This window comes from Pseudomonas sp. MN1F (assembly GCF_009391885.1).
Classification (GTDB): Bacteria; Pseudomonadota; Gammaproteobacteria; order Pseudomonadales; family Pseudomonadaceae; genus Aquipseudomonas.
Genome location: NZ_VZII01000009.1, coordinates 240104 through 259867, shown reverse-complemented (window position 1 = coordinate 259867; position 19764 = coordinate 240104). Strand labels below are relative to the sequence as shown.

Genomic DNA, 19764 nt, shown 5'->3' with positions numbered 1-19764 from the left:
TCCTATGCCTTGCCTTGTGCAGACCAGAAAAATGACCAAGAACCTCAAGTTCAGCCACAAGATTCTGCTGGCCGCCGCCCTCGTGGTGGCCGTTGCCTTTACCTGTTTCGTGCTGTTCAACGACTACCGACAACGCCAGTCCCTGCGCAGCGACACGCAGACCAACCTGCAGGACCTGGGCAACCTCACCGCCGGCAACATCCGCAACTGGCTCGACAGCCGTATCCAGCTGCTCGACTCGCTGGCCCAGCAAGTTGCGGTCGATGGCCCGGGCAAAGCCAGCCTGGACCGCAGCCTGGCCTTGCCGGTGTATGGCAAGAATTTCCAGCTCACCTACTTCGGCGGCCAGGATGGCAGCATGCAGTCGGTACCGGTGGGCAACCGCGCCGCCGACTACGACCCGCGGGTGCGGGGCTGGTACAAGGCAGCCAGCGCCAGCGGCCAGACCATCGTCACCGAGCCGTACATCTCGGCCTCGGCCGGCAAGCTGGTGATCACCCTCGCCACCCCGGTGCAGCAAGCGGGCCGGCTGATCGGCGTCAGCGGCGTCGACACCGACCTGCAGACCATCAGCAACCTGATCAACGCCCTGGACTTCGACGGCCAGGGCCATGCCTTCATCGTCAACGGCGAAGGCAAGATCCTGATCCACCCCAAAGCCGACCTGGCCCTGAAAACCCTGGCCGACGTCTACCCGCAGGACACGCCCCGCATCGGCAGTGGCCTGAAGGACGTCGAAGTCGATGGCCGCAAACAGTTCATCAGCTTCACCCACATCGACGGTGTGCCGTCGGCGGACTGGTACGTGGCGCTGGTACTCGACCAGGATGCAGCGTTCGCCATGCTGGGTGAACTGCGCACCTCCGCCATCGTCGCCACCTTGATCGCAGTGGTGGCGATCATCGCCCTGCTCGGCCTGCTGATCCGCATGCTGATGGAGCCACTGCACCTGATGGGCCGCGCCATGCATGACATTGCCGAAGGCGAAGGCGACCTGACCCGGCGCCTGACCATCCATGCCCAGGATGAATTCGGCAGCCTTGGCCAATCGTTCAACCGCTTCGTCGAGCGCATTCACGAGTCGATCCGCGAAGTGGCCTCGGCCACCGGCCAGGTCAACGCCGTGGCCGCCCAGGTGGTGAACGCTTCGAATGCCTCGATCAATAACGCCGACCAGCAGTCCAGCCGTACCAGCAGCGTGGCGGCCGCCATCAATCAGCTGGGTGCTGCCGCCCAGGAAATCGCCCAGAACGCCGCGCTGGCCTCGCAACATTCCAGCGAAGCGCGTGGCCTGGCCGAGGACGGCCAGCAGGTGGTCGGGCGCACCATCGAGGTGATGAACCAGCTGTCAGCACGGATCAGTGACTCGTGCGGCAACATCGAAACGCTCAATGCCCACACCGCCAACATCGGCCAGATCCTCGATGTGATCAGCGGTATTTCCCAACAGACCAACCTGCTGGCGCTCAACGCCGCCATCGAAGCGGCCCGCGCCGGCGAGGCCGGGCGTGGCTTTGCCGTGGTTGCCGATGAAGTACGCAACCTGGCGCACCGCACCCAGGAGTCGGCACAGCAGGTACAGCGCCTGATCGAGGAGCTGCAGGCCGGTGCGCAAATGGCGGTCAGCACCATGAGCCAGAGCCGCGAGCACAGCGACCACAGCGTGGGCATTGCCAACCAGGCCGGCGAGCGCCTGGGCAGCGTGACCCAGCGCATTGGCGAGATCGATGGCATGAACCAGTCGGTGGCCACCGCCACCGAAGAGCAGACGGCCGTGGTCGAGTCGATCAATGTCGACATCACCGAGATCAATACGCTGAATCAGGAAGGGGTGCAGAACCTGCAGAGCACCTTGCGTGCCTGCACTGACCTTGAGCATCAGGTCGAGCGGTTGAAGCATCTGGTGGGCAGCTTCAGGATCTGAAACCGCTGGGGCCGCGGTGCGGCCCCACTGGCACTAGAACCTGGACCCAGGCTCCAGCAGGAAGTCCATCTCTTCGCTGGTACTCGGCCGCCCCAGCACCAGGTTACGGTGCGGGAAGCGGCCGAAGCGGGCAATCACCCGCTGGTGTTGTTCGGCGTAATCAAGGAAGCCTTCGAACAAGCGCCGGTTATCCTCCGGCTGCTCTTCGAGCAGCACCTGGTAACGCTCGACGCACAGGTTCTGCCAGTCCAGCACCTCGGCATGCTCCAGCACCAGCAGCACGAACACCCGCTGGATCGGCAGCAACTGGTAATCCCAGTTCTTCTGCAGCCCCTGCATGGCCACCACCTGGGCCCGCCGGTCCCCCTCGAAGGCACGCGGCGTGTCGCGGTAGAGCATGCGCGGCAGCTGGTCCAGCAGGATCAGCAAGCCGAGCCAGCCCTGCGGGCTCTGCTGCCACTCGTCGAGCCCCCCCGCCAGGGCGTGCTCGACCAGGTCGCCAAACAGCGCCTGGGCTTCGGCATCGTGATGCTTGCCGAACCACAGCGTGCTCTTCTCGTCAGCCACGGCCTGGGGACTGGTGCCCCAACCGAACCACCACTCCAGCAACGGCTGCCAAGGTGCGAGCATGACTTACTCCTTGTGGTACGCGGTGACGCGCTCGACCTCTTCCTTCGAGCCGAGGATCACCGACACGCGCTGGTGCAGGCTTTCCGGCTTGATGTCGAGGATGCGATCGTAACCGTTGGTGGAGGCGCCGCCAGCCTGCTCGATGATGAACGACATCGGGTTGGCTTCGTACATCAGGCGCAGCTTGCCCGGCTTGCTCGGCTCGCGGGCATCACGTGGGTACATGAACAGACCGCCGCGGGTCAGGATACGGTGCACGTCGGCCACCATCGAGGCGATCCAGCGCATGTTGTAGTTCTTCTTCAGCGGGCCGGTCTCGCCAGCCAGCAGTTCGCCCACGTAACGCTGCACCGGGGCTTCCCAGTGACGCTGGTTGGACATGTTGATGGCGAACTCGGCGGTGCTTTCCGGCACGCGAATGTTCTCGTGGGTCAGGACGAAGCTGCCCAGCTCGCGGTCCAGGGTGAAGCCCTTGACGCCGTTGCCCAGGGTCAGGATCAGCATGGTCTGCGGGCCATAAATGGCGTAACCGGCGGCGACCTGCTCGGTGCCTGGCTGCAGGAAGGCGTTTTCGTTCAGGGTTTCGTTCTGGCTCAGGTACTCGTTAGGGCAACGCAGTACCGAGAAGATGGTGCCGACCGACACGTTGACGTCGATGTTGGACGAGCCGTCCAGCGGGTCGAAGACCAGCAGGTAGGCGCCTTTCGGGTACTTGCCCGGGATCTGGTAGGCGTTGTCCATTTCCTCGGACGCCATGCCGGCCAGGTGGCCGCCCCACTCGTTGGCTTCGAGCAGAATGTCGTTGGAGATCACGTCCAGTTTCTTCTGGACTTCGCCCTGCACGTTTTCAGTGCCCATGCTGCCCAGCACGCCGCCGAGGGCGCCTTTGGACACGTGATGGCTGATTTCCTTGCACGCACGCGCCACCACTTCGATCAGGAAGCGCAGATCGGCAGGGGTATTGTTGCTGCGGGTCTGCTCAATCAGATAGCGACTCAGGGTAACGCGGGACATGTATGGCTCCGAAAGGATAGGGGGTGAAAAACCCCCGCAGTTTACAGGGAGAGTTGCAGCCTAGCGAGCAAAGAGACTCGACTTCCGGCGTTGAGTTCAGCAAGTGCCCGGCCAATGGTCGGCTGGAGCCGCTGTGCGGCCCCTGGGCTCAGTCCAGTGCCTTCCAGATCTCGGTGGCATATTCACGAATGGTCCGGTCCGAGGAGAACCAGCCCATCCGCGCCGTGTTCAGCACTGCCATGCGCCACCATTCCTGTGGTGTGTGCCACAGCTCCTCGACCCGCCGCTGGGCATCCCAGTAGGCATCGAAGTCGGCGCACACGAGGAAGCGGTCATAGCCCACCAGCCCGTCGATCAGCCCGGCATAGCGCGCTGGGTCATCCGGCGAGAACACTCCACTGCGGATCGCCTGCAGCACATCGTTCAAGCGGTTGGACGCGGCAATCGCCGCACTCGCACCGAAGTCGCCCGCCTTGTGCCGTGCCTCCACCTGCTGGGCGGTCAGGCCGAAGATGAACATGTTGTCCGCCCCCACCTGCTCGCACATCTCGACGTTGGCGCCGTCGAGCGTGCCAATGGTCAGTGCGCCGTTGAGGCCGAACTTCATGTTGCTGGTGCCGGACGCTTCGTAACCGGCGGTGGAAATCTGCTCCGAGAGGTCCGCCGCCGGGATGATGCTTTCGGCCAGGCTGACGTTGTAGTTGGGCAGGAACACCACCTTGAGCAGGCCACGCACGGTCGGGTCGTTGTTGACCACACGGGCGATGTCATTGGCCAGCTTGATGATCAGCTTGGCCTGGTGATAACTGGCCGCGGCCTTGCCGGCGAAGATCTTCACCCGCGGCACCCAGTTGGTACCGGGGTCGTTGCGCATGGCCTGGTACAGCGCCACGGTGTGCAGCAGGTTGAGCAATTGGCGCTTGTACTCGTGGATACGCTTGACCTGCACGTCGAACAGCGCCTCTGGGTTTACCGTGACGCCGATCCGGTCCTGGATGATGCTGGCCAGGGCACGCTTGCTGTGCAGGCGCTGGGCGGCGAACTGCTTGCGGAAGCTGGCTTTGTCAGCGAACGGCACCAGCCCGGCCAGGCGCCCCTCGGGGTCGTCCTTGAGCTCCGGCCCGAGCGCCTCGACCAGCATCTCGGTCAACTGCGGGTTGGACTGGTACAGCCAGCGGCGGAAGGTGATGCCGTTGGTCTTGTTGTTGATCCGCTGAGGGTAGAGCTTGTGCAGCTCGGCAAACACCGTGCTCTTCATCAGCTTGCTGTGCAGCGCCGACACGCCATTGACGCTGTGCGAGCCCAGAAATGCCAGGTTGCCCATGCGCACCCGCCGGCCGTTGTCCTCTTCGATCAGCGAGACCGCGCGCAGCACGTCAAAGTCGTGCAGGCCTTTGGCGCGCAGGCTGTCGATATGGTAGGCATTGATCAGGTAGATGATCTGCATGTGCCGCGGCAACATGCGCTCCATCAGCGCCACCGGCCAGGTTTCCAGGGCTTCGGGCAGCAGGGTGTGGTTGGTGTAGGCCAGGGTGCCGACCGTCAGTTCCCAAGCGGTGTCCCAGGGAATTTCGTGCTGGTCGACCAGCAGGCGCATCAGCTCGGCCACGGCGATCGATGGGTGAGTGTCATTGAGCTGGATGGCTGCCGCGTCCGGCAGGTTGAGCAGGTTGTCGTGCATGTTGAGGTGGCGACGCAGCAGGTCCTGCAGCGAGGCCGACACGAAGAAGTACTCCTGACGCAGGCGCAGTTCCTGGCCGGCTTCGGTGCTATCGGCCGGGTACAGCACCCGCGAAATGCTTTCGGCCCGCGCTACTTCGGCGACCGCGCCGAGGTGGTCACCGGCATTGAAGCGCTCCAGGTGCAGCTCTTCCAGCGCCCGCGCCCGCCACAGGCGCAAGGTGTTGACGCTGGCACCGCGCCAGCCAACCACAGGCGTGTCGTAGGCTACCGCTCGCACCGTCTCGCCCGGCCACCACACCTGGCGTTGCTGGCCGCGGGTATCGAGCACCGTTTCGACACTACCCCCGAAGCTGATCGGGTAAATCACCTCGGCGCGCTCGAACTCCCAGGGGTTACCGAAATCCAGCCAGTTCTCGGTCTGCTCCTGCTGCCAGCCATCGACCACCGCCTGGCGGAACAGGCCGTGTTCGTAGCGGATGCCGTATCCATGGGCGGCGATGCCCAAGGTCGACATGCTCTCCATGAAGCAGGCCGCCAGGCGGCCAAGGCCACCATTGCCCAAGGCGGCATCCGGCTCAAGCAGGCGAATGCGCTCCAGATCGACGTTCAGGCCTTCGAGCGCATCGCGGGCGATATCCAGCAAGCCGAGGTTGCTCAGGCTGTCGTAGAGCAGGCGGCCGATGAGAAATTCCAGGGAAAGGTAGTAGACCCGCTTCTGGCTACGTCGGTAGGCCCGGCGAGTGTGGTCCATCCAGTGGTCGACCATGTGATCGCGCGCGGCCAGGGCGATGGCTTCGAACCAGTCATGGTCAAAGGCATGCTCCGGGTCCTTGCCGACCGCGTAGGTCAGCTTATCCAGTACAGCAGCGCGAAAATCCGCGACTTCGGCGTCACGAGCTTCAGGTTCCTGGGACATGGGGCATCCTCGGGCAAGTTGACGAAAGCGGAGGCAGATTGTTGAGCCTAGACGCTTCGACCAAGAGCGACAGCCTGTGTTCGTGGTTTTCATGAACGTTTGCGCATTCGGTCAAAAGGTTGTTCATAAATTGAGCAATTCCGGTATGATCGCGCGCCCCAAGACCGTGATTCACCCCCATAACGATGAAAACGACCCTGATCGCCGCCGCCGAAGTCGACCGCCTGGAGACCTGGCAGCGCTACACCAGCAACATGTGCCATGGCTGCCATTCGACCTGCTGCACCCTGCCGGTGGAGGTGAAGATCAAGGATCTGATCCGCATTGGCGTGGTGGACGAGTTCGAGAAAGACGAACCGCCGAAGAACGTGGCCAAGCGCCTGCAGAAGGAAGGCATCATCGAGCGCTTCAACCAGAAGTCGGGGATCTTCACCCTGACCCGGATGAGCAACGATGACTGCATGTACCTGGATCGCAAGAGCCGGCTGTGCACCATTTATGACAAGCGGCCGGATACCTGCCGTAACCATCCGAAGGTCGGGCCGCGGCCGGGGTATTGTGCTTACAAGCCGAAGGTGGTTGGGCGTTGACGGTCTCGCCAGGACTCAATAGACTTTCACCTGTCTCGATGTACACGGAGCTTCCGTCAGGAAGTGTCTAGACGCCGCCACCTGGTTCCGGCCGTGCCGGTTGATGGGATTAGTCCCTAAGGGCATCCGCGATACGACCCCCTTCATTGGGGGTTTCGTATTTTTACAGGCTGCTATCGCCTTACAGGCCGTCGAATCGGCTCATTTCTCAGCTTCTTCAGCATCAGCAACCAGCCTTTGATCTTTTCGTGCCGTTTCAGCGCCGTAGGCCGATTCGAAGGATGGCCAGGGTCACGCACGTAAGCGCTTTCGACATAGAGTTTCAGACTACGGGGCGAGTCTCGACGCAAGTTGAAATACACCTCATATCGGCTGCCTTCCGGATACCCGAATTGATTACCCTCGATGGTCAACCAGTTGCTATGCCCAGTAAACAGGCACTGCCGCTCAGGCAAAGAAGCAATAATCGAAGGCAACTGAACTGACAGCTTGTGACGGTTAGGGCAGAAGGCACGACGAATTCCTCGATGATCGATCAGCAAGTGATCGTGCCCCGAATGATCGAAGTCCAGTTCAGTACCTTGCTTGGGGCCATAGCTGACACAGTGGCTTGAGTACTCAACCGCCAGCACTACTTCCCCCGTCTCCTGATCGGAAAGGCCCGGGATCTTCAACTGATGAGAGTTTGGGCGCAAATGGAGCAGACTCCACGTGCTGCCTGCTACCTCAATCTGGCCACGAGCCAAGTGCTCCTTCCACCCCTTGCCCTTCATTCTCTGCCTCAATCGATTGCCAGCAGGCAGCGTACTGAGGCCATCGGCCATTGCCAAAAACAGCTTGGTAAGTAATTGAGTACAGAGAAATATGCTGTAACCGACACTGGAAATATCGGTCTTCTAGACTGCCCAAAATCTAAGTGATACACCTCCCAGCCAAGGCAACTGAAAACTGTTCATCTATGCACCAAGAAACTTTCCCACTATTGATGCAGATAATTCCTACAAGTATTGGCTGGCGACTTCAGTCCTCGCGAAATACCCTACAAACCCTGTCGACTCGCGTCTGATTGTCACTGGAAACCTGTCTCTCTAGGCTTTCCAGGTCGCTGAATGGTTCAGCGATCGGGGTGTGGAAACCTCGGCAACTCAACTGGCTGCTGTCGTCATGACAGCTGTACGCGGGAGGCTTTCGAGCCTACCGGGTTTGCCATGTGCCTGGTTTTCCACCCCGTGTGCAGCTGTCACCCCAATGTGTGGAAACGGACGGGTGGCACATGAACGACATGGTGCCAATATGAAAAAGATCGTCCCCGACCCACCCCACCACTTCGACCTCCCAGACGGCACGACCCTCACCCACGCCATCTGCGAAAACCTCGTCCCTCTCGACCACGTCGTGGTCAACATCACCCACTACCTGATGATCGCCTACAACCACAGCCACCGCGCCCTCGATGGCATAGAGGATGACCGCACGCGGGAGACGCTGGTGAATGGCTTGCGGGCCATGCAGTTGGCCTGGGGGCAGGCGGATGCCTTGTCGCTCGCCCTGGAGCGTGCCGGCAGCACGCATTGATGTTCGCCGCTTCCACCACATGACTCAGGGAGAGAAACCAATGACCGACAACAACCAGACCACCCCCGGCAAAACCTGCTTCTACCAGGGCGAAGAGCACAAACAACCCCTGTTCCAGGTCTGCGCAGGCATCCCCTGCCAGGACGCCCGCGACCAAGCCTCCGAACTGCTGGGCTGCGTGCGCGACCTGACCCTCACCGCCGTGATGGACAATGACCCGCAACTGATCTGGGCCGCGCATTACCTCAGTGCATTGGCCAAGGCCCTGCTGGACGACGCCGAACTGGGCATGCCGCACTGAGCCAGCGGCTCACGCACTGTCCCCCGGGAAGCTGTGGCTAGCACCACCGTGATCCGTCAGCGGATGCTCAGGGTATGTCCGCAGGAACACTCCGGCACGCCCCGCCTAGGTCCGCCGGCGGATGATCCGGGAAGGTCTGCGGCCAGACACTGACCGGGCTGGTAGCGATGAAACCGTCAGCGAAGGTGGCCTCGATGAACTGCGCCTGCCAACCCACGCTGGGTGCAGTTCGCTGCACGGTAAGCCGCCGCTTCGGCTTGATCGTCTGGGAGACGTAGCGCACCCCGCAGGCATAGCGGAAATCCCGATCCCGACTGTTGCTGGCCGTCCACACCTTGACGGTCAATGGCCGCTCGGAAAATCTGACCTGCATCGTTCCCGCGCGCTCATCGGCGATCAGTTGCACCCTCGGCAGCGGCTCGCCCTCATGCAGGCGCCTCACCACAGGCACCAGCGTACTGACCACCGCCTCACGCACCCCGGCATGGTCCGAATTCGGCAACACCCTCAGGCTGGTCTGCCCCGGCAGGCGCTGCTGGTAATCGGTAACCGGGTCGGGGGCGAAGAAATCATCGCCACTGGCGGATATCAGGTACTTGGGGATCGCCAGGCGCTGGCCATGCTCATTGAGGTACTGCATCGGATCGATCATGGCAGCCAGGCGCGCAAATCCGGGGCTGTCCAGCTGCTTCAAGACTCCCGCCTGCTGGTAAGGCAACAGCGCCAGGGGCCAGTGGCCACCGTAGCGCTTACGCAAGCCGGCCAGCATGGCGGCGGTATCCTCCACCTCGATCACGTTAGGAACGATGGCCATCACGCGGTCATCGGCCAGCGCCGTCAACCACGCCCCCCAACCACGCTTGGAGCCACCCGTGATGATGAACCGGTCAACCTTGTGCCCGATTTTTTTCAACTGTTCCTGCGCAAGATCCATCGCCCGGCTCGCCGCTGCGGCCATCGGCACCTGCAAGGGCAGCTCCGGCGCGGCAGCCTGGTCATTCAGCGAATGCGCCCAGGTATGGGCAACGGCTTCATCTTCACGCAAGGGCTTCTGGACGTCGCTGAAGGTCAGCGCCTGATTCGGCACATCACTGACCATCACCACCGCGATGCGTGCCTTGAGGGCAACCTCACGCAAAACTTCGCGGGTATAGCTCGGGGGCTGCGCAGCACCAAAGCGCACGCCGTTGTTCACGACGAGCAACGCCTTGCCGGGCACAGCATGGCGCGGCACGTACAACTCGACATCGTGCTTCCATTCGCGTGGCTCAGTGACCGGGGCCGGCGCCCATTGCTGTGAGGTCATGTGAAACGCCAGGAACCTGTAGTCAGGCGATGACGTCTGTTCGAACAGTTGGGCATCCAGTGGCGCCTGTCGAACATTGCCGATGTAGCACCTGACCACTTCCTGCGGGCGCAGGCCGGCGCAGTCCTGCTGGCCGCTGGCATGGAAGCTGGCGATCAGACAGGCACTCGCGAATACCAAGCGAACATTCATGAAGCCTTCTTCCTTGAAGATAAAGCTCATCAGCCTAGACAACACCTCGACAGGCCGCCAGCGGATGCCGCATAAACAAAAACGCCCCCGGCCTTTCGACCGGGGGCGTTTTCATTCAGCCTGAACTAACTTAGCTGTTCTTGGCTTTTTTGGCAGCGCGGGTACGCTCGCTTTCGTCTAGGATCTTCTTGCGAAGACGGATGGACTTCGGCGTTACTTCGCACAGCTCGTCTTCCTGGATGTATTCCAGAGCCTGTTCCAGGGTGAAGCGAACTGGCGGAACCAGGGCGATGACTTCGTCTTTACCCGAAGCACGCATGTTGTCGAGCTTCTTGCCCTTGGTAGGGTTGACGCCCAGGTCGTTGTCGCGGCTGTTCTGGCCGATGATCTGACCGTTGTAGATCTCTTGACCGTGCTCGACGAACAGCTTGCCGCGCGCCTGCAGGGTTTCCAGCGAGTAGGTCAGCGCCTTGCCGGTTTCGACCGAAACCAGTACGCCGTTCTGACGGCCGGACATGTGGCCGGACTTCACGGTGTCGTAGCGATCGAAGATCGAAGTCAGGATGCCTGCACCGTTGGTCAGGGTCAGGAACTGGTTACGGAAACCGATCAGACCACGAGCCGGGATGTTGTATTCCAGGCGTACACGGCCCTTGCCATCCGGGACCATGTTGGTCAGGTCGCCTTTACGCAGGCCCATCTCTTCCATGACCTTGCCCTGGGATTCTTCAGGGATGTCGATGGTAACGTTTTCGAACGGTTCCTGCTTCACGCCGTCGACTTCACGGATGATCACTTCCGGACGGCCCAGGGCCAGTTCGAAGCCTTCGCGACGCATGGTTTCGATCAGTACCGAGAGGTGCAGCTCGCCACGGCCCGACACCTTGAACTTGTCTGGGGAGTCGGTTTCTTCAACGCGCAGGGCAACGTTGTACAGCAGCTCCTTGTCCAGACGGTCCTTGATGTTACGGCTGGTGACGAACTTGCCTTCCTTGCCGCAGAACGGCGAGTCGTTGACCTGGAAGGTCATCGAAACGGTAGGCTCGTCAACGGTCAGCGGCTTCATCGCCTCGACAGCAGTCGGGTCGCACAGGGTGTCGGAGATGAACAGCTCGTCGAAACCGCTGATGCAGACGATGTCGCCAGCCTGGGCTTCTTCGACGTCGACGCGGTGCAGGCCGTGGTGGCCCATCAGCTTGAGGATACGGCCGTTACGCTTCTTGCCGTCAGCGTCGATGGCGACAACCGGGGTGTTCGGCTTGATGCGACCACGGGCAATACGGCCAACACCGATCACGCCCAGGAAGCTGTTGTAGTCCAGTGCGGAGATCTGCATCTGGAACGGGCCGTCACGGTCAACAGCTGGCGCTGGAACGTGGTCGATGACAGCCTGGTACAGGGCAGTCATGTCGTCGCCCATGGCGGTGTGGTCCAGACCGGCGATGCCGTTCAGGGCCGAGGCGTAGACGACTTTGAAGTCCAGCTGCTCGTCGGTGGCACCGAGGTTGTCGAACAGGTCGAAGATCTGGTCCAGAACCCAGTCAGGACGCGCGCCCGGGCGGTCAACCTTGTTGATCACGACGATCGGCTTCAGGCCGGCTTCGAAGGCCTTCTTGGTCACGAAGCGGGTTTGCGGCATCGGGCCGTCCTGGGCGTCTACCAGCAGCAGCACGGAGTCGACCATCGACATTACACGCTCAACCTCGCCACCGAAGTCGGCGTGGCCGGGGGTGTCGACGATGTTGATGTGGTAGCCGTTCCAGTTGATGGCGGTGTTTTTCGCCAGAATGGTAATACCGCGCTCTTTTTCCTGGTCGTTGGAGTCCATGACGCGCTCGTCGTTGAGCTCGTTACGCTCCAGGGTGCCGGACTGACGCAGGAGTTTGTCGACCAGGGTGGTTTTACCATGGTCAACGTGGGCGATGATGGCGATGTTACGCAGATTTTCGATCACAACTGTATCTCGATCAGAGGATTCGGTTGCCGCCAGTGTAGGCGGCGAATATGTACGGTTTGAGGCTCAGCGGGCCCGATGGTCGGGAGGGCGATGGCGGATGCTGCCGCCATACAGCCCTGGCGTCTTATGTCGGACGATAAACACGCACATTGGCATGTCCCTCACTGAGCAGGTGGTGTGCGTGCAAACGGCTCATCACACCTTTGTCGCAATACAGCAAGTACTGGCGCGTAGGGTCCAGGTGCTTGAACTTGCTGTTGATCGCATAGAACGGCATGGCCTGGACTTCGATACCTTCGAGCACCAGAGGTTCGTCTTCCTGGGCATCGGGGTGACGAATGTCGATGACGATCTGGCCCGGCAGTGCCTCGGCCACTTCCTCGACTTCGATGTCCTTGCCCAGCTCATCGATCACATGGTCGATGGAGATGAACTTGGCACGCTCCAGGGCACGTTCCAGCACGGCCATGTCGAACTGCTTTTCTTCGTGCTCCATGCGGTGACGCTTGGCATGGGTGGTCGGGTTCACCGAGATCACGCCGCAGTATTCCGGCATGTGCTTGGCGAAGTCGGCGGTGCCGATTTCGGTCGCCTGGTCGATGATGTCCTGCTTGTGGCTGGCCAGCAACGGGCGCAGCACCAGCTTGTCGGTGGCCGAGTCGATGATCGACAGGTTCGGCAGGGTCTGGCTGGAGACCTGGGAAATCGCCTCGCCGGTGACCAGCGCGTCGATCTGCAGGCGCTCGGCCATGTGCGCGGCACCGCGCAACATCATGCGCTTGAGGGTCACGCCCATGTAGCTGTTGTCGACCTTGTTGAGGATCTCGCCGACCACTTCTTCGAACGGCACGCTGATGAACAGCACGCGCTGGCTGCTGCCGTACTTTTTCCACAGGTAGTGGGCGACTTCCATCACGCCCAGCTCGTGGGCACGGCCGCCGAGGTTGAAGAAGCAGAAGTGGGTCATCAGGCCGCGGCGCATCATCTGGTAGGCCGCCACGGTGGAATCGAAACCACCGGACATCAGCACCAGGGTCTGCTCCAGGGCGCCCAGCGGGTAGCCGCCGATGCCGTTGTGCTGGTTGTGGATCACATACAGGCGCTGGTCGCGGATTTCCATGCGCACCACGACTTCCGGCGTCTTCAGGTCGATGCCGGCGGCGCCGCACTGCTGGCGCAGCTGGCTGCCGACGTAGCGGTCGACGTCCATCGAGGTGAAGTCGTGGTGGCCGCCGCGTTTGCAGCGCACCGAGAAGCGCTTGCCGGCCAGCAGGTGGCCGAAGTGGTGCTTGCACTTGGCGACGATGTCGTCGAAGTCACCCAGCGGGTACTCATCGACCTGCAGGAAGTGGGTGATGCCCGGGGTGCAGGTGAGGCGCTCGATCATCTCGCGCTGGACCTTCTCGTCTTCGACGCGGGTAACCACCTCGAGATTGTCCCAGACACCATCGACCGCGAGCTCTGGATCAAGATCCTTGAGCACGTTGCGGATGTTCTTGCCGAGCTGGCGGATGAAGCGCTTGCGCACCGGCCGGCTCTTGATGGTGATTTCTGGGAAGACTTTGACGATAAGTTTCATTGGGTTAACAGCGCGCGCAGGGCCTGCCGAAAATGAGGGGCGCGAATTATAGCGGAAATTGCTCAGGATTTGACCAACTTTTGATCAGAAGCTTTGAGATAAATGTGGGAGACAGAATTTGCAGTGCCTGTGCCGGCCTCATCGCGGATAAATCCGCTCCTAATCAGGTGAGCGGTCATTGTAGGAGCGGATTTATCCGCGATGAGGCCCTCAAAACAAGCACACCTTTCATGCCATGCACTCATTTGGTGCTCTACACTGGATTTCTGCCTCCTAAGGGTGCACTTTTACCCGCCGTCAGCCCGGCAAATGCCCGCAAACGCCCCTTTTTATCCCGCCCTCGCCATTTTCGGGCACTGGCATGCAATTTGCTCCCTTGTGAGGCAGGTACGCTTGGCCGACTATCCGCGCCCGGCAACACCCTTTTTCCAGAGCAGCGGCCCACCGCGCTCTAGACCCTCCGGAGGACAACATGTCGAAGTCGGTTCAACTCATCAAAGATCATGACGTCAAGTGGATTGATCTGCGTTTCACGGACACCAAGGGCGTACAGCATCACGTGACCATGCCGGCGCGTGATGGCCTGGACGAAGACTTCTTCGAAGTCGGCAAGATGTTCGACGGCTCCTCCATCGCTGGCTGGAAAGGCATCGAAGCTTCCGACATGATCCTGATGCCGGTCGACGAGACCGCCGTTCTGGACCCGTTCACCGAAGAACCGACCCTGATCATCACCTGCGACATCGTCGACCCATCGAGCATGCAGGGCTATGATCGCGACCCACGTGCGATCGCCAAGCGCGCCGAAGAGTACCTGAAGAGCACCGGCATCGGTGACACCGTCTTCGCTGGCCCAGAGCCAGAGTTCTTCATCTTCGACGAAGTGAAGTTCAAGTCGGACATCTCCGGCTCGATGTTCAAGATCTTCTCCGAGCAAGGCTCGTGGATGTCCGACGCAGACGTGGAAGGCGGCAACAAAGGCCACCGTCCAGGCGTGAAAGGCGGCTACTTCCCGGTTCCGCCGTTCGACCACGACCACGAAATCCGTACCGCCATGTGCAACGCTCTGGAAGAAATGGGCCAGACCGTTGAAGTTCACCACCACGAAGTGGCGACTGCCGGCCAGAACGAAATCGGCGTCAAGTTCAACACCCTGGTGAAGAAGGCTGACGAAGTACAAGCCCTGAAATACGTCGTGCACAACGTTGCCGACGCTTACGGCCGTACCGCCACCTTCATGCCGAAGCCACTGTACGGCGACAACGGCTCGGGCATGCACGTGCACATGTCGATCTGGAAAGACGGCAAGAACACCTTCTCCGGTGAAGGCTATGCCGGCCTGTCCGACACCGCCCTGTACTTCATCGGCGGTATCATCAAGCACGGTAAGGCCCTGAACGGCTTCACCAACCCGTCGACCAACTCGTACAAGCGTCTGGTCCCAGGCTTCGAAGCGCCGGTAATGCTGGCCTACTCGGCTCGCAACCGTTCCGCCTCGATCCGTATTCCTTACGTCGGCAGCCCGAAAGCCCGCCGTATCGAAGCACGCTTCCCGGACCCATCGGCCAACCCATACCTGGCCTTCGCAGCCCTGCTGATGGCTGGCCTGGACGGCATCCAGAACAAGATCCACCCAGGCGATGCTGCCGACAAGAACCTGTACGACCTGCCGCCAGAAGAAGCCAAGGACATCCCGCAGGTTTGCGGCAGCCTGAAAGAAGCTCTGGAAGAGCTGGATAAAGGCCGTGCGTTCCTGACCAAGGGCGGCGTGTTCTCCGACGACTTCATCGATGCCTTCATCGAGCTGAAGAGCGAAGAAGAAATCAAGGTCCGCACCTTCGTGCACCCGCTGGAATACGAGCTGTACTACAGCTGCTGATCTGATTGGCGCCTTGCGCCGATGACCTGATCAAAAGGGCCTCCTTCGGGAGGCCCTTTTTCGTACAAGCAATACAGATCCAGCTGACAGACTCACTCATCACCATTGCGCAGGGTGGACGATTCATTCATCCACTGGGGCTCTTTTCATGCGCATCCTCGCAATACTGACCTCTGCGCTGCTGATCAGCGGCTGCGCCAACCTCGATGCCGAACCGGCAACGCTCACATCCAACGTCTTGCTCCGTGCCTCCAATGGTTGGGACGGCACGCCCTACATGCGCTATCCCGAAGGCCAACCTGAACTGTCGCTGCTGAGGATTCAGATCCCAGCCGCCACCTCACTCGAGTGGCACTGCCACCTGGCGCCGAACATGGGTTACCTGGTCAAAGGCGAAATCGAAGTAGAAACCCTCGACGGCAAGCGCACCCGAGTACGTGCGGGTGAATCGCTGGCGGAAATCGTCAATCGCGTCCACCGCGGTCATACCTCTGAGCAACCCGCCGAACTGCTGGTGTTCTACGCGGGCGCAGCAGGCATTGCTCCCGCCACCCCCGCCAGTGAGTGCCCAACGGGAAGCGTAGTCCAGTGACATGAAACTGGGCCGTCGAGGATGCCTTCATCGAGCTGAAGAGCGAAGAAGAAATCAAGGTCCGCGCCTTCGTGCACCCGCTGGAATACGAGCTGTACTACAGCTGTTTTACGCCAATCGCTTTCAGATGCTTCCTACAAGCAAGACTCTCCTGACTGCGCACAATCAAGTCTCTGACAATAAGGAGATTGCCATGCGCCCCCTGCCCTTCGTGCTGTGCTTCGTCATTACGCTTCTCGGCTGCAGCTCCCCCTCACAACCTGAACTCAAGCCTTTGCTCGCGGCAATCGGGCAGCGCCTGGACCTGGCCTACGCAGTAGCCGTGCACAAATGGGACAATGGCGTACCCGTCGAGGCCCCGATGCGAGAACAAGAGGTTCTGCAGCAGGTTCAAGCTGCAGCGCATGACTACGACTTGTCTCCCGAACGGGCAGCGGCCTTTTTCGCCGACCAGATCGAAGCCTACAAGATGGTCCAGTACGGCCTGATCGACCGCTGGACTGCACTGGGGAAGCGGCCCCCACAGCAAGCTCGGAACCTCGCCGATGAACTGCGCCCGCGCCTGGACATGCTGCAGGCGACATTGCTGTTCGAACTGGGCAACTTGGACCGCAAGCCACTGAACGACTGCCCTCGCCAACTGACAGACGCCCTGGCCGGGCACACCAGCGAGCCGCTCCGACACATGGCTCTGGTCCGCGCAACAGCACAATTGTGCGTAGAACGCTGACCTCAGCAATGCTCTATATTGGTGCATAAGCACGCCAAGGGCTTCAATCTGTAACCCAAAACAGGTCACGTGGAACGATAAATCAGGGCAATCTGTTCCGAATAAGCGCAATTCCAGGTCTTTATCAGGCAATTCCGCTTCTTTTCGGAGCCTTGGTTTGTTTCTTGCATTTTCCTGTGCAGAGACTGGCATCCGCGGATCCACCGCCTGCCCGGCCATGGCCGTGCCCTGCCTGACAAGCGCCAAAAGAGGTCAACGACGCCCTTATGACCATCAGCGATGCACAGCACCGTCTGCTTCTGGACAACCTGACCACCGCCACGCTCTTGCTCAACAGCGAGCTGCGCCTGGAGTACATGAACCCGGCTGCGGAAATGCTCCTGGCGGTCAGTGGCCAGCGCAGCCACGGGCAGTTCATCAGTGAACTGTTCACCGAATCGACCGAGGCGCTCAATTCGCTGCGCCAGGCCGTGGAACAGGCGCACCCGTTCACCAAGCGCGAAGCGCAACTGACCTCGCTGACCGGGCAGGCCATCACCGTCGACTACGCGGTGACACCGATCCTGCACCAGGGCAATACCTTGCTGCTGCTGGAAGTCCACCCGCGTGATCGCCTGCTGCGCATCACCAAGGAAGAGGCTCAGCTGAGCAAGCAGGAAACCACCAAGATGCTGGTGCGCGGCCTGGCCCACGAGATCAAGAACCCGCTCGGCGGTATCCGAGGCGCAGCACAGCTGCTGGCCCGCGAACTGCCCGAAGAGGGCCTGCGCGACTACACCAACGTGATCATCGAAGAGGCCGACCGCCTGCGCAACCTGGTCGACCGCATGCTCGGCTCGAACAAGTTGCCGTCGCTGGCCATGACCAACATCCACGAAGTCCTGGAGCGGGTCTGCAGCCTGGTCGAGGCCGAAAGCCAGGGTTGCATCACTATGGTGCGCGACTACGACCCGAGCTTGCCGGACGTGTTGATCGACCGCGAGCAGATGATCCAGGCCGTACTGAACATCGTGCGCAATGCGATGCAGGCGATCAGCTCGCAGAACGAGCTGCGCCTGGGCCGCATCACTCTGCGCAGCCGCGCCGTGCGTCAGTTCACCATTGGCCACGTGCGCCATCGCCTGGCGGCGCGTATCGAGATCATCGACAACGGCCCGGGCATCCCTGCGGAACTGCAGGACACCCTTTTCTATCCCATGGTCAGTGGGCGCCCGGACGGTACCGGGCTCGGCCTGGCCATTACCCAGAACATCATCAGCCAGCACCAGGGCCTGATCGAGTGTGAAAGCCACGCAGGGCACACCGCCTTCTCGATCTTCCTGCCCTTGGAACAAGGAGCCACCGCCTCATGAGCCGAAGTGAAACCGTATGGATCGTCGATGATGATCGCTCCATCCGCTGGGTCCTGGAAAAAGCCCTGCAACAGGAAGGCATGACCACCCAGAGCTTCGACAGCGCCGATGGCGTCATGGGCCGCCTGGCCCGCCAGCAGCCTGATGTGATCATTTCCGACATTCGCATGCCCGGCGCCAGCGGCCTCGACCTGCTGGCGCAGATCCGCGAACAGCATCCGCGCCTGCCGGTCATCATCATGACCGCCCACTCCGACCTGGACAGCGCAGTGGCGTCCTACCAGGGCGGTGCCTTCGAATACCTGCCCAAGCCGTTCGACGTGGACGAAGCGGTGTCGCTGGTCAAGCGTGCCAATCAGCACGCCCAGGAACAACAAGGCCTCGATGTGCCGCAGGCCTTGGCCCGCACCCCGGAAATCATCGGCGAAGCACCCGCGATGCAGGAGGTGTTCCGTGCCATCGGCCGCCTGAGCCACTCCAACATCACCGTACTGATCAACGGCGAATCAGGTACCGGTAAAGAGCTGGTGGCGCACGCCCTGCACCGTCACAGCCCGCGTGCCGCATCGCCGTTCATCGCCCTGAACATGGCGGCCATCCCCAAGGACCTGATGGAGTCGGAGCTGTTCGGCCACGAGAAAGGCGCCTTCACCGGCGCGGCCAACCTGCGCCGCGGCCGCTTCGAACAGGCCGACGGCGGCACCTTGTTCCTCGACGAGATCGGCGACATGCCCGCCGATACCCAGACCCGCCTGCTGCGGGTTTTGGCCGATGGCGAGTTCTATCGGGTGGGCGGCCACGTGCCGGTGAAGGTCGATGTACGCATCATTGCGGCGACCCACCAGAACCTGGAGTCGCTGGTAACGGCCGGCAAGTTCCGTGAGGACTTGTTCCACCGCCTGAACGTGATCCGCATCCATATCCCACGCCTGGCCGACCGCCGCGAGGACATCCCGGCGCTGGCGCGGCACTTCCTCGGCCGTGCCGCCCAGGAGCTGGCCGTCGAGCCGAAGTTGCTCAAGCCGGAAACCGAAGAGTTCATCCGCAACCTGCCGTGGCCGGGCAACGTGCGCCAGCTGGAGAACACCTGCCGCTGGATCACGGTAATGGCCTCCAGCCGCGAAGTGCTGATCGGCGACCTGCCGCCGGAGCTGCTGAACCTGCCGCAGGACGCAGCGCCGGTGACCAACTGGGAGCAGGCGCTGCGCCAGTGGGCAGACCAGGCCTTGGCGCGCGGGCAGTCGAACTTGCTCGACAGCGCGGTGCCCAGCTTCGAGCGGATCATGATCGAGACTGCACTGAAGCACACTGCCGGGCGCCGGCGTGATGCCGCGGTGCTGCTGGGTTGGGGGCGCAATACCCTGACCCGCAAGATCAAGGAACTGGGTATGAACGTGGACGGCGGGGATGAGGATGAGGGCGAGGACCACTGATCCTCGTCAACTCGTTAAACCCCTGGGGCCGCTTTTGCGGCCCCAGCCATTTCTACCCTCCGGTGCACCGATGCTGTGCCCGATGCACCTCACGAAGGCACAAAACCCCTC

Annotated in this window: 16 protein-coding genes and 2 pseudogenes; 11 read left to right on the top strand and 7 right to left on the bottom strand. The window is 61.4% G+C overall.

The genetic code is table 11. The annotated features are described in order from the left end of the window. Positions 1-4 precede the first annotated feature (4 nt). Positions 5-1069: pseudogene (locus tag F6X59_RS28920) on the top strand (cache and HAMP domain-containing protein); the annotation flags it as partial. Between the two features lie 24 nt (positions 1070-1093). After that, the gene (locus tag F6X59_RS28915) at positions 1094-1924 is read left to right on the top strand and encodes a methyl-accepting chemotaxis protein (protein ID WP_372240324.1); all 831 of its coding nucleotides are present in this window, start codon (positions 1094-1096) and stop codon (positions 1922-1924) included. 33 nt (positions 1925-1957) lie between these two features. On the opposite strand, the gene F6X59_RS07035 is transcribed toward F6X59_RS28915, so the two are convergent. From F6X59_RS07035 to F6X59_RS07025, 3 genes are all read right to left on the bottom strand, one after another. After that, on the bottom strand, positions 1958-2554 hold the full coding sequence (locus F6X59_RS07035; RefSeq protein WP_152955597.1) for a DUF924 family protein: 597 nt from the start codon (positions 2552-2554) through the stop codon (positions 1958-1960). Between the two features lie 3 nt (positions 2555-2557). After that, positions 2558-3568 carry a class 1 fructose-bisphosphatase gene (locus tag F6X59_RS07030; RefSeq protein WP_085621711.1) on the bottom strand — a complete coding sequence of 337 codons (1011 nt, stop codon included), beginning with the start codon at positions 3566-3568 and terminating at the stop codon, positions 2558-2560. Between the two features lie 148 nt (positions 3569-3716). Then, positions 3717-6167: a glycogen/starch/alpha-glucan phosphorylase gene (locus tag F6X59_RS07025; protein ID WP_152955596.1), complete on the bottom strand. Its 2451-nt coding sequence runs from the start codon at positions 6165-6167 to the stop codon at positions 3717-3719. Between the two features lie 185 nt (positions 6168-6352). Here F6X59_RS07025 and F6X59_RS07020 point away from each other — a divergent pair, with 185 nt between their 5' ends. After that, positions 6353-6757, top strand: coding sequence for a YkgJ family cysteine cluster protein (locus F6X59_RS07020; RefSeq protein WP_003249225.1), 405 nt, complete (start codon positions 6353-6355; stop codon positions 6755-6757). Between the two features lie 173 nt (positions 6758-6930). Here the strand turns inward: F6X59_RS07020 and F6X59_RS07015 are convergent, their stop codons facing one another. Then, positions 6931-7581 (bottom strand): hypothetical protein, encoded by a 651-nt coding sequence (locus F6X59_RS07015; RefSeq protein WP_152955595.1) that lies wholly within the window; start codon positions 7579-7581, stop codon positions 6931-6933. Between the two features lie 469 nt (positions 7582-8050). Between F6X59_RS07015 and F6X59_RS07010 the strand changes: the two genes are divergently transcribed. Continuing rightward, positions 8051-8332 carry a hypothetical protein gene (locus F6X59_RS07010; protein ID WP_152955594.1) on the top strand — a complete coding sequence of 94 codons (282 nt, stop codon included), beginning with the start codon at positions 8051-8053 and terminating at the stop codon, positions 8330-8332. 40 nt (positions 8333-8372) lie between these two features. Continuing rightward, positions 8373-8633, top strand: a complete 261-nt coding sequence (locus F6X59_RS07005; RefSeq protein WP_152955593.1) for a DUF3077 domain-containing protein — start codon at positions 8373-8375, stop codon at positions 8631-8633. A 67-nt stretch (positions 8634-8700) separates the two neighbouring features. Here the strand turns inward: F6X59_RS07005 and F6X59_RS07000 are convergent, their stop codons facing one another. From F6X59_RS07000 to thiI, 3 genes are all read right to left on the bottom strand, one after another. Continuing rightward, the gene (locus F6X59_RS07000; RefSeq protein ID WP_152955592.1) at positions 8701-10131 is read right to left on the bottom strand and encodes a PhoPQ-activated protein PqaA family protein; all 1431 of its coding nucleotides are present in this window, start codon (positions 10129-10131) and stop codon (positions 8701-8703) included. 130 nt (positions 10132-10261) lie between these two features. Beyond that, a complete protein-coding gene (gene typA, locus F6X59_RS06995) occupies positions 10262-12085 on the bottom strand; it encodes a translational GTPase TypA (RefSeq protein ID WP_346654236.1) in 1824 nt (607 codons plus the stop codon). A 127-nt stretch (positions 12086-12212) separates the two neighbouring features. Then, complete coding sequence (gene thiI, locus F6X59_RS06990; protein WP_152955590.1) at positions 12213-13667, bottom strand: tRNA uracil 4-sulfurtransferase ThiI; 1455 nt, start codon at positions 13665-13667, stop codon at positions 12213-12215. Positions 13668-14139: 472 nt separating this feature from the next. On the opposite strand from thiI, the gene glnA reads away from it, so the two are divergent. The 6 genes and pseudogenes from glnA (at position 14140) to ntrC (ending at position 19653) form a co-directional block, all read left to right on the top strand. Further along, entirely contained in the window at positions 14140-15546 is a 1407-nt protein-coding gene (glnA, locus tag F6X59_RS06985; protein WP_103446036.1) for a type I glutamate--ammonia ligase, read from the top strand. Between the two features lie 148 nt (positions 15547-15694). Next, the gene (locus F6X59_RS06980; protein WP_152955589.1) at positions 15695-16138 is read left to right on the top strand and encodes a cupin domain-containing protein; all 444 of its coding nucleotides are present in this window, start codon (positions 15695-15697) and stop codon (positions 16136-16138) included. 20 nt (positions 16139-16158) lie between these two features. Next, positions 16159-16293 (top strand): annotated as a pseudogene (locus F6X59_RS28910) (hypothetical protein); the annotation flags it as partial. A 38-nt stretch (positions 16294-16331) separates the two neighbouring features. Beyond that, on the top strand, positions 16332-16868 hold the full coding sequence (gene aroQ, locus F6X59_RS06975) for a gamma subclass chorismate mutase AroQ (RefSeq protein WP_152955588.1): 537 nt from the start codon (positions 16332-16334) through the stop codon (positions 16866-16868). A 266-nt stretch (positions 16869-17134) separates the two neighbouring features. Continuing rightward, on the top strand, positions 17135-18220 hold the full coding sequence (gene glnL, locus F6X59_RS06970; protein ID WP_152955587.1) for a nitrogen regulation protein NR(II): 1086 nt from the start codon (positions 17135-17137) through the stop codon (positions 18218-18220). Beyond that, on the top strand, positions 18217-19653 hold the full coding sequence (gene ntrC, locus F6X59_RS06965; protein ID WP_060484298.1) for a nitrogen regulation protein NR(I): 1437 nt from the start codon (positions 18217-18219) through the stop codon (positions 19651-19653). The genes glnL and ntrC overlap by 4 nt, the downstream gene beginning before the upstream one ends. Positions 19654-19764: the final 111 nt, after the last annotated feature.